Annotated in this window: 17 protein-coding genes; 2 read left to right on the top strand and 15 right to left on the bottom strand. The window is 54.5% G+C overall.

Features of this window, described 5'->3' with window-relative positions:
- The 6 genes from purB to cspD all read right to left on the bottom strand — a co-directional run.
- Nucleotides 1-1025 (bottom strand): adenylosuccinate lyase (gene purB, locus ACTHYN_RS09605; RefSeq protein WP_441812225.1); only part of this gene is annotated, 1025 nt, incomplete at its 3' end.
- Nucleotides 1026-1119: 94 nt separating this feature from the next.
- The gene (gene hflD, locus ACTHYN_RS09600; RefSeq protein ID WP_441812224.1) at nt 1120-1758 is read right to left on the bottom strand and encodes a high frequency lysogenization protein HflD; all 639 of its coding nucleotides are present in this window, start codon (nt 1756-1758) and stop codon (nt 1120-1122) included.
- Nucleotides 1758-2936, bottom strand: coding sequence for a tRNA 2-thiouridine(34) synthase MnmA (mnmA, locus tag ACTHYN_RS09595; RefSeq protein WP_441812223.1), 1179 nt, complete (start codon nt 2934-2936; stop codon nt 1758-1760). The genes hflD and mnmA overlap by 1 nt, the downstream gene beginning before the upstream one ends.
- 51 nt (nt 2937-2987) lie before the next feature.
- Nucleotides 2988-3437: an NUDIX hydrolase gene (locus tag ACTHYN_RS09590; protein WP_441812222.1), complete on the bottom strand. Its 450-nt coding sequence runs from the start codon at nt 3435-3437 to the stop codon at nt 2988-2990.
- A complete protein-coding gene (locus ACTHYN_RS09585) occupies nt 3434-4072 on the bottom strand; it encodes a pseudouridine synthase (protein WP_441812221.1) in 639 nt (212 codons plus the stop codon). Before ACTHYN_RS09585 ends, ACTHYN_RS09590 begins: the two co-directional genes overlap by 4 nt.
- A gap of 176 nt (nt 4073-4248) precedes the next feature.
- Nucleotides 4249-4566 (bottom strand): cold shock domain-containing protein CspD, encoded by a 318-nt coding sequence (gene cspD / locus ACTHYN_RS09580; RefSeq protein ID WP_441812220.1) that lies wholly within the window; start codon nt 4564-4566, stop codon nt 4249-4251.
- A 313-nt stretch (nt 4567-4879) separates the two neighbouring features.
- Here cspD and clpS point away from each other — a divergent pair, with 313 nt between their 5' ends.
- Complete coding sequence (clpS, locus tag ACTHYN_RS09575) at nt 4880-5239, top strand: ATP-dependent Clp protease adapter ClpS (RefSeq protein ID WP_441812230.1); 360 nt, start codon at nt 4880-4882, stop codon at nt 5237-5239.
- 18 nt (nt 5240-5257) lie between these two features.
- On the top strand, nt 5258-7528 hold the full coding sequence (gene clpA, locus ACTHYN_RS09570) for an ATP-dependent Clp protease ATP-binding subunit ClpA (protein ID WP_441812219.1): 2271 nt from the start codon (nt 5258-5260) through the stop codon (nt 7526-7528).
- Between the two features lie 92 nt (nt 7529-7620).
- On the opposite strand, the gene infA is transcribed toward clpA, so the two are convergent.
- The 9 genes from infA to ACTHYN_RS09525 form a co-directional block, all read right to left on the bottom strand.
- Nucleotides 7621-7839, bottom strand: coding sequence for a translation initiation factor IF-1 (gene infA, locus ACTHYN_RS09565; RefSeq protein WP_071263575.1), 219 nt, complete (start codon nt 7837-7839; stop codon nt 7621-7623).
- A 109-nt stretch (nt 7840-7948) separates the two neighbouring features.
- Nucleotides 7949-8662: an arginyltransferase gene (locus ACTHYN_RS09560; RefSeq protein WP_441812218.1), complete on the bottom strand. Its 714-nt coding sequence runs from the start codon at nt 8660-8662 to the stop codon at nt 7949-7951.
- Nucleotides 8663-9376 (bottom strand): leucyl/phenylalanyl-tRNA--protein transferase, encoded by a 714-nt coding sequence (aat, locus tag ACTHYN_RS09555; RefSeq protein WP_441812217.1) that lies wholly within the window; start codon nt 9374-9376, stop codon nt 8663-8665. It lies immediately after the preceding gene.
- Nucleotides 9377-9548: 172 nt separating this feature from the next.
- The gene (trxB, locus tag ACTHYN_RS09550; protein WP_441812216.1) at nt 9549-10502 is read right to left on the bottom strand and encodes a thioredoxin-disulfide reductase; all 954 of its coding nucleotides are present in this window, start codon (nt 10500-10502) and stop codon (nt 9549-9551) included.
- 130 nt (nt 10503-10632) lie between these two features.
- Nucleotides 10633-11544, bottom strand: coding sequence for an AAA family ATPase (locus tag ACTHYN_RS09545; protein WP_441812215.1), 912 nt, complete (start codon nt 11542-11544; stop codon nt 10633-10635).
- Nucleotides 11545-11551: 7 nt separating this feature from the next.
- Complete coding sequence (locus ACTHYN_RS09540) at nt 11552-12487, bottom strand: carbon-nitrogen hydrolase (RefSeq protein WP_441812214.1); 936 nt, start codon at nt 12485-12487, stop codon at nt 11552-11554.
- Nucleotides 12484-13536, bottom strand: a complete 1053-nt coding sequence (locus tag ACTHYN_RS09535) for an agmatine deiminase family protein (protein WP_441812213.1) — start codon at nt 13534-13536, stop codon at nt 12484-12486. The genes ACTHYN_RS09540 and ACTHYN_RS09535 overlap by 4 nt, the downstream gene beginning before the upstream one ends.
- Before the next feature lie 107 nt (nt 13537-13643).
- Nucleotides 13644-13946: a hypothetical protein gene (locus ACTHYN_RS09530; RefSeq protein ID WP_441812212.1), complete on the bottom strand. Its 303-nt coding sequence runs from the start codon at nt 13944-13946 to the stop codon at nt 13644-13646.
- A gap of 104 nt (nt 13947-14050) precedes the next feature.
- Nucleotides 14051-14638 carry a PilZ domain-containing protein gene (locus tag ACTHYN_RS09525; protein WP_441812211.1) on the bottom strand — a complete coding sequence of 196 codons (588 nt, stop codon included), beginning with the start codon at nt 14636-14638 and terminating at the stop codon, nt 14051-14053.
- Nucleotides 14639-14644: the final 6 nt, after the last annotated feature.

The raw sequence follows: 14644 nt of genomic DNA, 5'->3' as shown, positions 1-14644 counted from the left end.
ACCGTGGAGTCGGTCAGGTCGCGCTGCCAGCGTGAAATCGGCAGCTTGGCAGAAAGATGTCCCAGCACTGCGTTGGCAATGCCCAGGTTGCCTTCGGAGTTTTCAAAATCGATGGGGTTAACCTTGTGGGGCATGGTGGAGGAGCCCACTTCACCTTCAATGGTCTTTTGCTTGAAGTATCCCAGGGAGATATAGCCCCAGATATCCCGATCAAGATCGATTACAATCGTATTGAAGCGGGCAACGGCATCGTAAAGCTCAGCGATGTAATCGTGGGGTTCAATCTGTGTGGTATAAGGGTTGAAGTCGAGGCCCAGATTTTCAATAAAGCTTTTTGCGTTGGCAGCCCAGTCTATGGAGGGGTAGGCAGAAATGTGAGCGTTGTAGTTGCCTACGGCGCCGTTGATCTTGCCCAGGATCTCAACGCTGCGAACCTGCTTGATTTGTCGCTGCAACCGGTACACTACGTTCGCGAACTCTTTGCCAACGGTAGTGGGGGACGCAGTCTGGCCGTGGGTGCGGGACAGCATGGGCTGGCCAGCGTGTTCCTGTGCAAGTTCTCCCAGCTTATCGGCAGTCCGCTTCATTGCGGGCAACAGGCCGCTATCCAGGCCTTCACGAAGCATCAGTGCGTGGGATAGATTGTTTATGTCTTCAGACGTGCAGGCAAAGTGAACAAATTCGGTAACCGCGTGAAGCTCAGGCACGCCGGCAATTTTTTCTTTGATGAAATATTCAACAGCTTTTACGTCATGGTTTGTGGTGCGCTCAATGTCTTTAATGCGCTCCGCATCCTGCAAGCTGAATTCGCTGATCATTTGGCCGAGAAAGGTATTGGCCTCTGCACTGAAAGCTGGAACTTCGGTGATCCCGGGGTGCTGTGCCAACTGTTGCAGCCAACGGATTTCCACTGTTACGCGGTTCCTGATCAGGCCATACTCACTGAAAATGTCACGGAAAACGCTGACTTTGTTGCCGTAGCGTCCATCCACCGGCGAAATGGCGGTCAGGGCGTTAAGTTCCATCGAAAACCTCTCAAATGATCAAAGAATCGGGCCAGAAAAAAGATAGACAATGATACACCAGCAAGGGCGGTGTATCAGTTGCAATAGCTGGGAATTAAAGTGGACGGTTGGCTTTCTCCGCGAGTTCTTTGGCGTGTTGAATCACCTTGCGGCGCGAAAGCACTAAATGCCAGCGCCTGCCGCCGGTTTGTCGCCAGAGCACCGCCGAGCGAATGCCCGCCAGCAGGAGCGCTCGCACTTTTGCGGCATTCTCGTCCTGCTGGAGTAGTGTCGGGTTACCACTCACCTGAATGCGCAAACGAAAGGTGCTGATGGTGTCTGTGTAAATGGAGGCCAGATTGCTAATCAGGTTGCTGTGAACATAGCCGAAATGGCTGGCGGTATGCCGGGCCTGTTCGATTCGACTGCCAACCACCTCCAGCATGTCGCTTTGGCGGTTGAGCTTGGATTCCAGGTGGGCCAGGTTCAGCACGTAGCGAAGCACTTCAATGTCCTGCTGCTTGCTTTGTTCGCTCAATACAGTTGAGAGCGTGATCAACCCTTCCCGAACATCCATAAGCTCGCCACCGTAAACATCCAATGTGCTAGCCGGGTCTGTGGCGAACAGCGAGCGCAGGCAGGTTTCCAGGCTGGATTCGTTGCAGCTTCCGTTGTTGGCGATTTGCTGTACCAGGTTGGCAGCCTGGAACACGCCAGCCAGCGCCAGTGTCTGGTCGTGGAGTGACCGGCTCATTACGGTGTCTCCTCGTGTGCGGCTTGGGCGAGTCGATCCGGAAGGGTTTCGCCATCACGCCAGGTTTCCGTAATCACGCCGCCACCGAGGCAAATATCGCCATCGTAAAAAACCACAGACTGTCCAGGTGTTACCGCTCGTTGGGCGTCATCAAATACAACTTTCACGCCGCCCTCAATCAGGGTTACTTTGCAATCCTGATCCGGTTGGCGGTAGCGGGTTTTCGCTTTACAGCGGAAAGTTTGCCCAGGCGCTTCTGCCGACACCCAATCAACCGGCCCGGATAACAGCCCACGGGAAAACAACAGCGGGTGATGCTTGCCCTGAACGGCGGTGAGCACATTACGGTTTAAATCCTTTTCGGCTACGTACCAGGGATCATCCCCAAAGTCGCTGAGCCCACCAATGCCCAAACCCTGGCGTTGGCCAATGGTGTGATACATCAGCCCCTGGTGCTTGCCAATTTTTTGGCCATCAGGTGTTTCGATATCGCCTGGCTGGGCGGGCAGATACTGTTTCAGGAAGTCGCTGAATTTGCGTTCGCCAATGAAGCAGATGCCAGTGGAGTCTTTCTTGTCGTGGGTCACGAAGCCTTGTTGCTCCGCAATTTTTCGGACGTCGGGCTTTTCCAGCTCGCCCACCGGGAACAGGGTGCGGGCAATCCGGTCGCCAGACACCGCGTGCAGGAAGTAGCTCTGATCCTTGTTGCCATCCAGGCCTTTTAATAGCTGGGCTCTGCCCGACCCGCCTGCTAGCGGGCGCTGGCGGGTGTAGTGCCCGGTGGCAATATAATCGGCGCCTAGTGTGACGGCATAATCGAGAAAGGCTCGAAATTTCACTTCTTTGTTGCACAGAATATCCGGGTTGGGAGTGCGCCCCGCCTGGTATTCTGAAAGGAAATGCTCGAAAACGCGATCCCAGTATTCGGCCGCGAAGCTCGCAGTGTGAAGCTTGATGCCTATGGCATCCGCAACGGCCTGGGCATCTGCCAGGTCGGTCATTGCGGTGCAGTACTCGGTGCCGTCGTCTTCATCCCAGTTTTTCATGAACAGGCCTTCAACCTGATAACCCTGATCTTTCAGCAACCAGGCCGCGACGGAAGAGTCGACACCGCCAGACATGCCAACGATAACGTGAGAGTTTTCCTGAGAGTGCGCTTCGGATAATGGATTTGTCATGACAGCTCTGTGCACCGGTGCAAAACACAGGAGGTTACCATTTTGCGATAGTTACGTCTGCGGGTCTGAGATCACGTCCAGCGGATAACACCGGCCATTTCGGTAATCTTCTATGCTTTTGACAACCAGCGGGCTTCGCAATTGATTGCCCAGCTGTCGGATCTCTGCCAGCGTCAGCCAGTGGGCTGCGATTATGCCGGTGTCGAGCTTGTGGGTTATATGCTGCCGGGCCTTTCCTATGAAGCAGAAGCGATAGTAGGTTACGCCATTTGCGGGTGCCTTGTAGGTGTATAGTCCCAGAAAGTGTTCTGGCTCTATGTCCCAGCCGGTTTCTTCCAGGGCTTCGCGCTTTGCAGCATCCAGAATGGCTTCGTTTTCTTCAATGTGCCCGGCAGGCTGATTGAATACGATTCTGCCGCTGCTGTGTTCTTCCACCATCAGAAATCGGCCATGCTCATCTTCAACCACCACTGCTACCGTGGCATGAGGTGTCCAGGTCATGATTTTTTACTTCTCCGTGGCATGTACGCCCTCTTGGGGTGCGTTGATCGCTTTCCGGGGTTGGGCGCTGCGGGCAGATGGATGGAGATTTTCCGGTATTGTCCCGGTGCAAGCCCGCCCAGCGACCAGTCGCCAATACGATAGCGGATCAGCCTAAGCGTTGGAAACCCAACGGCAGCCGTCATACGACGAACCTGTCTGTTTCTTCCTTCGCTTATAGTCAGTTCCAGCCAGCTGGTTGGCACTGTTTCTCTGCGGCGCACAGGCGGAACCCTGGGCCATAGCTCGGGCTCGTTTATTTTACGAGCTTTTGCGGGCCGGGTGGGGCCGTCTTTGAGGGACACACCAGCGGCAAGCGCTGCTATGGCGCTTGCAGACACGGTACCTTCCACCTGAACCCAGTAGGTTTTTGTCATTTTCAGGGCGGGTGAGGCAATGCGGTGTTGCAACTGCCCGTCACTGGTTAGCAGCAAAAGGCCTTCGGAATCGTAATCCAGCCGCCCGGCAGGGTAGATGTGTGGCAGGTCAATCCAGTTGGCCAGGGTTGAGCGAGAGGGCTGCTCCTGGGCCGCGGTTTCATCTGTAAACTGGCTGAGCACATGAAACGGTTTGTTAAAAAGGATGAGTTCAGCCATGAAAACGGCCCGCAATCAGTGGGAGTTGGTTTGGCAGGCAGGGTACGTACAATCAGGCAGGTTTGGAAGTGCGTAGCAGACGGTGTGCTGAACACACGGCATGCACTGACTGTTGCCTGCCGGATTGATCAATCCGGCAGGGTGGTTCAAATAGTGTGCTAATCGCCTAAGGCGTCTCAGCCATTTGCAGCGCGGGGAGGGTAGTCTCTGTGGTCCGCATCGGCGGCTCCGGTCGCTTCTTCAGAACTGTCTGAAGCACCCTCTTTGGTTTTGGCTTGCCCGCTTGCCTGCACACCGGGAACTATATTTATGGCGTGCACACCCTTATCGCTGGGCTTTTTGTCAAAGTTAACTGCCTGACCTGCTTTCAGCGTTTTGTACCCGTCCATTTGGATTGATGAAAAGTGGGCGAACAGGTCGTCGCTGCAGCCATCCTCTATGATGAAGCCGTACCCCTTGGCGTTGTTAAACCACTTTACCTTGCCCGTTGGCATGATGAACTCCCCTGTTCTTTTGCTGTCACTTGTTGTTGTTCATTTCGCTGGCCGATCTTTACGGTTTTTTTTATCGGCCCTGGTTACAAAGATTACTCATGTATTTACATTATTTAACACTACAGGCTAACTGTCGACGAAAGCCGGAGTCGAGTCAATAGCTTCTATTGCTGTAATGTGTGGTTGAACGCAGTCTGGAAGCGGTATCATGTTCGTATTGGTAACTAATTCACCCCCCGGGACGCGATCTGGCTTGAAATCCCGGGGCCTGATAACCACATTAACCAGAGGCACCGATAACCGGTAAAGAATGATGCGGACTATCGAAAATTCTCTACTAGTATTAAGTCAGGGTGAGGATGAACAACCGGGTCGTCATGACGACCTCAGTGTTGCTCCCGAAAAACCTGCCCTGAAACGCCCGTCGCAGTTCCGGGTAATGCTGATGAATGATGATTACACACCCATGGACTTTGTTGTGGAGGTGTTGATGACATTTTTCGGAATGAATGAAGAAAAGGCGACACAGGTGATGCTGCTCGTCCATACCCAGGGTAAGGCGGTATGCGGGGTTTATACCCGGGACATCGCGGAAACAAAGGCGGCACAGGTGAACCAGTATTCTTCGGAATGCGAACATCCGCTCCTTTGCGAGATTGAATGTGCAGACTGATAGACGGCGGGGTGGCCCATGCTGAGCAAAGACCTTGAAATTACGCTGAATACGGCCTTCAAAAGTGCCCGCGACAAGCGCCATGAATTCATGACCGTGGAACATTTGCTGTTGGCTCTACTTGAAAACGAGTCTGCGGTAGGTGTTCTCAAAGCCTGCGGGGCAGATCTCAAACAACTCCATGATGAGTTGGTCGAGTTTGTTGACTCTACAACGCCACTGATTTCCAGTAGTGATGAAGAGCGTGAAACCCAACCAACCCTTGGCTTCCAGCGAGTGTTGCAGCGCGCTGTGTTCCATGTTCAGTCCTCCGGGAAGAAAGAGGTGACCGGTGCCAATGTGCTGGTGGCTATTTTCAGTGAACAGGAAAGCCAGGCCGTGTATGTGCTCAAAAAACAGAGCGTTGCACGTATCGATGTCGTTAACTTTGTATCTCACGGGATTTCCCGTGTTCAGGGCTCTGAGGATCAGGAGAGCGGCGAACAGGCATCGCAAGAGGAGGGTGGTGAAGAAGGCGGACAGTCCAAACCACTGGAAGCTTACGCAACCAATCTGAATGAGCAGGCCCGTCAGGGTCGGATTGACCCATTGATTGGCCGCGAGCACGAGGTTGAGCGCGTGGTGCAGATTCTGGCGCGCCGCCGCAAGAACAACCCTTTGTTGGTAGGTGAGGCCGGTGTTGGTAAAACTGCCATTGCGGAAGGGCTGGCCAAGCGCATTGTGGACGGCCAGGTACCGAACATTATTGCCGACGGCGTGGTGTACTCCCTTGATCTGGGAGCGCTTCTTGCCGGAACAAAATATCGTGGCGACTTCGAAAAGCGCCTGAAAGCGCTGCTTGCTGATCTGAAAAAAGAGCAGCATGCCATTTTGTTCATTGATGAGATTCACACCATTGTCGGTGCGGGATCCGCATCTGGTGGGGTAATGGATGCTTCAAACCTGCTTAAGCCAATGCTGGGTTCCGGCGAACTCCGTTGCATTGGGTCAACCACTTATCAGGAATTCCGGGGTATCTTTGAGAAGGACAGCGCGCTGGCCCGTCGCTTCCAGAAAATTGATGTGAACGAGCCCAGTGTTGAGGATACCTATCAAATCCTTAAAGGGCTTAAGCCCAATTTTGAGAAGCATCATGATCTGACATATACCGATCAGGCGCTGCGCGTGGCAGCGGAACTGGCAGAAAGGTACATTACAGATCGCCAGCTTCCGGACAAGGCCATTGACGTCATTGATGAAGCCGGAGCGCGGCAGCGTTTGATGCCGGAAGACAAACGCCTGGATACGGTAGACGTTTCTGAAATCGAGGATGTGGTGTCCAAGATCGCCCGCATTCCACCCAAGAACGTGTCCAGCAGCGACAAGGATCTGCTGCGCAATCTTGAGCGTGATCTCAAGATGGTGGTGTTCGGGCAGGATCCCGCAATTGAATCGCTGTCCACGGCGATCAAGCTGGCTCGCGCTGGCCTGAAGGCACCTGAAAAACCAGAGGGCTCCTTCCTGTTTTCCGGACCTACGGGCGTGGGTAAAACAGAGGTGACCAAGCAGTTGGCGAAGGCGCTCGGGGTTGAACTGGTTCGGTTCGATATGTCTGAGTACATGGAGCGCCATACCGTCTCCCGTCTGATTGGCGCACCGCCTGGCTATGTAGGATACGATCAGGGCGGCCTGCTCACCGAGTCGGTCAATAAACAGCCGCACTGTGTGCTGCTATTGGACGAAATCGAGAAGGCGCACCCGGAAGTGTTCAATTTGCTGCTTCAGGTGATGGATCACGGCACGCTAACGGATAACAACGGTCGCAAGGCCGATTTCCGGCATGTGATTCTGGTGATGACAACCAACGCGGGTGCCGAGAGCATGGCTCGCCGCTCCATTGGCTTCAGCGAGCAGGATCATAGCTCTGATGGTATGGAAATCATCAGTAAGACCTTTACGCCTGAATTCCGAAACCGGTTGGATAGCATTATCCAGTTTGGCGATCTGCAAATGGATACCATCACGTTTGTCGTGGACAAGTTCCTTACCGAGTTGCAGGCGCAACTGGATGAGAAGCATGTGGTGTTGCATGTGGATGATGCGGTTAAGTCCTGGCTGGCAGAAAAGGGTTACGATGTAACCATGGGCGCTCGCCCGATGGCACGTCTGATTCAGGACAAAATCAAGCGTCCGCTTGCGGAGCAGATTCTGTTCGGCCAGTTATCCGAGAAGGGTGGCGATGTGTTTATTCATCTTAAGGACGATGAGTTGGTATTTGATTATGAGGATGAACCTGCAGAAGCCGTTTAAAACGGCTCGTGGGCTTGGGCGCGCAGGGAATGCCGCCCACAAAAAAACCGCTACAGTGATGCAGCGGTTTTTTTGTGGGTATGCGGTGAGCCTTAGCGGGCGCGGTACACAATCCGCCCTTTGCTCAGATCGTAAGGCGTCAACTCAACCTTAACCTTGTCGCCGGTCAGTATGCGAATGTAGTTTTTGCGCATCTTGCCGGAGATGTGAGCCGTGACAACGTGGCCGTTACTCAGCTCAACTCGAAACATGGTGTTGGGAAGGGTGTCAAGAATAACGCCTTCCATTTCAATAGCATCTGTCTTCGCCATTCAGTAGAAACCTCTTTTGGAATACTTTCCGTCATTTTAAATTGCGCAATTTTGCCTGATTTGTCGGCGTTTGGCAAAGTGAGTTAGCAGGCAAGCAGGAAAAAAGCATTTAATTGCTTTCCATTGTTTGCCATAAACCGTCTTGAAGTGCTTCGATAGGCTTGAAGCGGGTTTTGTAATTCATCTTGCGGCATTGCTTTATCCAGTAGCCCAGATATAAATGGGGCAAGCCGCGCTTGCGGGCTTCTTCAATTTGCCAGAGCACAGCAAAGGTGCCCAGGCTTCTGTGCTCCAAATCCGGGTCAAATACGGTGTAAATGGCCGAGAGCCCATCGTCGAGAGAGTCTACGGCGGCCAGCGCAACCAGCACTCCGTCTTTGCGCATTTCCAGAAACAAAGAGTCTGTAGCGCCTTCTACGAGAAATGAGGTGAACTGCTCCCGCGAGGGTGGGTACATGTCACCATCCTTGTGCCTCAGTTCCACGTAATTTGCATAAAGCTGGTAGTAGCTTTCCCTGAATGCTGCGGGTACCAATGTGCAATCAAGATCGCTGTTCTTTTTCACAACCCTGCGCTGGCTGCGGTCCGGGCGAAAACGGTCTACGTTCAATCTGACCGGTATACAGGCATTGCACGCCTCGCAATGGGGGCGGTAGTAATGGGAACCGCTGCGCCGAAAGCCCAGCGTTGTCAGTTGGCTGTACAGTTTTTTGTCGATATTCGCGCGGGGGTCAACAAACATGGTTGTTGCCTCGCGATCCGGAAGGTAGCTGCAGTCGTGGGCAGGTGTTGCGAAGAATACCAGGGTTCTGAGACTACTCATTTATGCCTCCGGCCCGTGCCATTGCCAGTGGAGTGTCCAGTCGGGCTGGCTGGGTTTTCGGTCTGCGTATGTCCCAATTATAGATAAAAACTCGCTTCTGGGTAGGGTGTGTGCCCCCATGCTGATCAGATGGTCGCTTTTTACCTGGCAGTCCATGATTCGGTAGCCCCACTCCTGTAGCTGTCGAGCAAGGTGAACCATCAGTACTTTGGAGGCGTTGGTTTCCAGGGAGAACATGGATTCACCGAAGAAGCACTGGCCAATTGCCAGCCCATACATACCACCCGCCAGTTCGCCATGTTTGTTCCACACTTCGATGGAGTGGGCCACTCCCTGGCGATGCAGTTCGGAGTAACTGGCGATGATATCGTCGGTTATCCAGGTGCCTTCGCTACGGGTGGAAGCACATAGCCGGATGATGCGACCGAAGGCCTGGTCGGTGGTTACCCGAAAGCGTCGCTGGTTGAGGGTTTTGCGCAGGCTGCGGGATATGTGGATGTTTTCCGGCATTAATACGCATCTGGGGTCCGGGGACCACCAGAGTATGGGCTGGTCGTCGCTGTACCAGGGGAATATGCCGTTGCGGTAGGCGAGGATCAGGCGTTCTGTGGATAGATCGCCGCCCAGTGCGAGGAGGCCGTCGGGGTCATCGAGGGCTTCTTCGGCTGGGGGGAACCACAGTTGGTCAGGGTCTAGCCAGGGTAGTGAGGTCATTCTCTGTTACTTGGAGGTGTCGGCAGGTAAGGGCCGGTTTTCTGAAACACGCTGTGGATACGTCCGTGTACGCTTGGCTTCGCCATCCATGGCTACGCACAGTTTCAGAAAACCGGCCCTTACCTGCCTTATCGGCGAAGGAGTTATCCTGTTTGGTGTAGCGCAATCTGGTTTAGTGCTGTTGATCCAGAAATTTTTCCGCATCAAGCGCAGCCATGCAACCGAAACCTGCGGAGGTCACAGCCTGACGGTAAACGTGGTCGGCTACGTCGCCGGCGGCGAATACGCCTGGCACGCTGGCTTGTGTGGCCATGCCTTGCAAACCGGACTGGATCTGAATGTAGCCGTTTTCCATGTTCAGCTCGCCTTCGAACAGGTCGGTATTGGGTTTGTGGCCGATGGCGATGAAAACACCGGCCAGGTCAAGATCCTGCGTGGCTCCGTCTTTCGTGCTTTTGATGCGCATGCCGGTTACGCCGGTGCCGTCGCCCAGCACTTCATCCAGGGTGTGGTCCCAGACAATTTTGATGTTGCCGTTTTCGGCCTTTTCGAAGAGTTTGTCCTGCAGGATTTTCTCTGCGCGCAGGCTGTCACGGCGGTGAACCAGGGTCACTTCGTCTGCGATGTTGGAGAGGTACAGGGCCTCTTCAACGGCGGTGTTGCCGCCCCCGATCACGGCGACTTTCTGCTTTTTGTAGAAAAAGCCATCGCAGGTGGCGCAGGCAGACACGCCCTGGCCTTTGAATTTCTCTTCGGATTCAAGGCCCAGGTACATGGCGGTTGCGCCGGTGGCGATGATTAATGAATCACAGGTGTATTCACCGCCGTCGCCTTTGAGGCGAAAAGGGCGGTTTTGCAGGTCAGCTTCGTTGATAGTGTCGTAAACGATGCTGGTTTCAAAACGCTCGGCGTGTCTGAGCATGCGCTGCATAAGTTCCGGGCCCTGTACGCCGTCGTTGTCTCCGGGCCAGTTGTCTACGTCGGTGGTGGTTGTGAGCTGGCCGCCGACTTCAATGCCGGTTATAAGTGTCGGGTTCAGGTTTGCCCTGGCTGCGTAAACGGCAGCTGTGTACCCGGCGGGGCCAGAGCCTAGGATGATTAGCCGGGAATGTTTGCTTTCGCTCATGGGTGTCTCTCATTAAAACGGTACGTGTTGGGCTTTTTCAAAGCCGGCAATGCGAGGAAGATGGAAAGGCTACCACGAATAGGTCGGCCTTCCATTTGTTTTGGCCAATTCAACTGATAAAGCGTTGCTATTACGCCAGCACGGAAACAGTGGTTAGCAGCTGTCGCACCCGCTCTGCGCTTTTTCCGGATTCGCCTTGTTCCAGCCGGTGTTCGGCAATTGCCGGGAACACGGCTTGAATGTCGTCGGGCAGGGCGTGTTGGCGGCCGTGCATGAGGGCCCAGGCCTTGGTGGCGCGCAACAACCCAAGCCCGGCTCTCGGTGATAAGCCATATAGTAAGCCGGGCATGCGGCGGCTTTGTTCAAGCAGGCGCTGAATGTAATCCAGCAAGGCCGGGCTTGCGGTTACGCGGCTTACTTCATCTTGCAGCCTGGCCAGATCGGCTTCTGTGATCAGCGTGTTCAGCCTGTCTGTCATTGCCCGCCGCTCTTCGCCTTCCAGCAGCTCCCGTTCGGCTCTGGGATCAGGGTAGCCAAGCCGTATGCGCATCAAAAACCGGTCAAGCTGGGATTCTGGCAAGGGGTAGGTGCCGCCCTGTTCTGTCGGGTTTTGCGTCGCGATTACGAAGAACGGGTAGGGTAGCGGGCGGGTTTCGCCTTCTATGGATACCTGGCGTTCTTCCATGGCTTCAAGCAGTGCGCTTTGGGTTCGTGGTGACGCCCGGTTGATTTCATCCGCCAGTACAACCTGGGCGAAGATAGGCCCCTGGTGAAAGACCAGGCTGCCTGCCTGCCTGTCGTACATGGAATAGCCCAGTACATCTGCGGGCAGCAAGTCGTTGGTAAACTGAATACGTTGGTAGCTAAGGCCCATGGCTTTGGCCAGCGCGTGGGACAGGGTGGTTTTGCCCATGCCCGGAATATCTTCAATCAGCAAATGGCCCTTGGCGAGCAACCCGCAAAGGGCCAGGCGAACCTGGTGCTCTTTGCCAAGGAGGATTTGATTGAGTTCGGTAACAACAGTGTCCACCAGCGCTTTCATACCGGGTTTAGTCCCTCACTCTTTTGAGAATATCGCCATAGGCGTCTATCCGCCGGTCTCTGAAGTACGGCCAGATGCGTCGAACCGATTCGCTTTGGTGGCGATCCACTGTAACACTGAGGATGCACTCGGCGGTGTCGTCTGCGCGGGCCAGGAATTCACCCTGGGGGCCACAAATAAAACTGTTACCCCAAAACTGGATACCTTGGCTCTGTCCCGAAGGGTCTGGCTCGGTGCCCACCCGGTTGGGTGCGACCACTGGCAGATTGTTTGCTATGGCATGGCCACGTTGAACGGTTACCCAGGCGTCGAGTTGGCGCGCCTGTTCACTCGGTTCGTCGGTCGTGTCCCAACCAATCGCGGTGGGGTATATCAGTATTTCGGCACCGGCCAGCGCCATTAAGCGAGCCGCCTCCGGGTACCACTGATCCCAGCAGACAAGAACGCCCAGCCTGCCCACCGAAGTCTCGATGGGGGAAAAGCCATGCCTGCCGTCATTAAACTGTGCATCGCCCGGGGTGAAATAGAACTTTTCATAGAAACCCGGGTCGTCTGGAATGTGCATCTTTCGGTACAGACCGGCAATGGAACCGTCGCTTTCGATCACCACGGCGGTGTTGTGATAGACGCCGTTCATGCGTCGCTCAAAAATGGAGCCAACGATAACTATGTCCAACTCTCTGGCCAGATTGGACAGTCGTTCGCTGGTGGGGCCAGGGATGGGCTCGGCCAGATCGAAGGCGCTGGTGTCTTCAGTTTGGCAAAAGTATTGGGTGGCATGCAGTTCCTGCAGGATAATCAGTTGAGCCCCGCCTGCAGACGCTTCGCGAACCAGCATTTCCGTGGTTGCCAGGTTTGCCGCCTTATCCTTGCTGCAAGCTTGCTGAATAGCGGTGACCACGAGTTGGTCCAGAGCTTTTGAGTTACCTGAGAAGTTGCTCATAACGTCACGACTCCTTCCGGAACCTGCATGGTAACGCAGTGAAGGCTGCCATGCTGCTCTACCAGCGGACGGCAGTTGATGGGGATGATTTCCCTGGTGGGGAAAATGTCCCCGAGAGTTCGAATGGCTTCTTCATCCTGTGGCACGTCATAAACCGGCAAAAGAACTGCGCCGTTGATAATCAGAAAGTTGGCGTAGGTGGCGGGAAGCCGTTCGCCCTCTTCACTGAATACCGCATCTGGCCACGGCAGTGCAGTTAGTTTGTAGGGCGAGCCATCCCGTTGGCGGAATTCCTGAAGGTCCTCTTCCATAGCTGCCAGGGCGCTGTAGTGTTCGTCTGCCACATCCGGGCAGGCCACGTAGCAGATATGGTTCGGCGCGCAGAATCGGGCCAGCGTATCTATATGGCTATCGGTATCATCCCCTCTCAAATAGCCGTGGTTAAGCCAGAGTATGCGGTCTGTGCCCAGAGTTTCAGAAAGAAACTGTTCTATATCGCCGCGATCCATGGACGCATTGCGTGTTGGCGTTAAAAGGCATTCGCTGGTAGCCAGCAAGGTGCCTTCGCCGTCGGATTCAATGGAGCCGCCTTCCAGCACAAAGTCTACCGACTGCATTGGGTTGATGCCAAAAGCCCCGTGGTTGGCGAGGTGGCGGTTGAGTGCGTCGTCTTTTTCCCACGGAAATTTCTCGCCCCAGGCGTTAAAGCGAAAATCCAGCAAGGTGGGTTTGTTATCGTTGAATACGGTAATCGGGCCATGGTCGCGGGCCCAGGTGTCGTTGGCCGGTGCGGGCACGGCAAGCACCTTGCCGGTTAGCCCCTGGTGGATAGCCCAGTTATTCAGCTCACGCTCAAGATCTTGCAACCGAATGACGTGTTCACAGCTGATAATCAGATGTTCAAACCGAAGAATCGAGCGAGCGATTTCAAGAAATACAGGCTCGACCTCGTCAATATTGCCTGCCCAGTCGGTACCTGGGTGTGGCCAGGTGAGTATAACGGCACTTTGAGGTGCCCATTCGGCTGGCAGCTGGAATCCGGATATCACTTTGCAATCACCTTAAAATTACAAAAGCCGCCATACTAACCGAAGGGCGGCGTTTCGTCAGGGTATGCCCGGGGGCCCCGGGCGAAAAAGGGCGTGGCTTACGGGTTTCAACGCTGGTGCTTCAGAACTGAATGGAGAACCCGATCGCTTTCGAAATAAACGACAAACTTACCATAATGCCACTGACTGATAGGGGGCTGGCCAACGGCAGAATCTATGGTGTTCGGCTTTCCCCAGTTGGCCCGCACCGACTCTTGTGTCATGCCGGTTCTGGGCATGCTCTGCTGGCTTCTATCGGCCTGACTGCCTACAGGCACCTGAATATCTTCGGCAAACGCGCCAGAAGCCGGGGCCAGAGTAAGAAGCATTGCTGCTGCCAGTGTTCCAGCCAAGGCGTGTTTTGTTGTCATCGGTGGATCTCCATTAATACAGGGGACTCCGGCAGGCATACCGAAGATATGGATAAAACGTAATATCCGGGAATTATAGGCAAAAGTCACAGGTTTTTGACAGTCTACCCGGTTTGTCGCTGGCGTATTTGCCATCGCATCACATGTCGGGCGATTTGCTGGCGATCGCCATCCTGTATCCGGATAAAACCGGTATGAACCCTTACTCTGCCTGTTTCGTCAGCCTGTATATCCAGTACTTGGGCAATCGCCCGGGGCTGGAAAAGTTCGGGTGACAGGGTCATGCGAACAGCAAGCTTATCGCCATTCTGCCATGCTTGCGGGCTGGCGAAAAAGGCCAGCCCGCCTTCACTCAGGGTCACGTCTTGCCAATCGTCCGGTTGCAAGGGATTTTGTTGAAAGGCCATAATGCGCGCAAGTGAGTCCAGCTTGCCGTTCAATGACTTTATCACGCCTGTAACCAGGCGGTCCTGATCTGCAAGACTGGCGAGCTGGGATTTGATGTCTTGATCCAGGCGCCTGAATTCAGCTTTAAGGGCTTCCAGGTGGTTGTCACTGAACGGGTTTTTGTCGAGTTCGCCTGAATGCGACAGCTTACGGATATCCAGGGCAATCCTGTCTTCGATGCGGAAAAACTCCCGACGTTCTGGTAGACAATCTGCTGACTCGGGTGGTGTGTTTCGGGTGTGCATCCGGGG

The sequence above is a fragment of the Marinobacter sp. genome, from assembly GCF_052091845.1.
Lineage (GTDB): Bacteria > Pseudomonadota > Gammaproteobacteria > Pseudomonadales > Oleiphilaceae > Marinobacter.
This window is presented reverse-complemented; position numbering and strand designations above follow the sequence as displayed.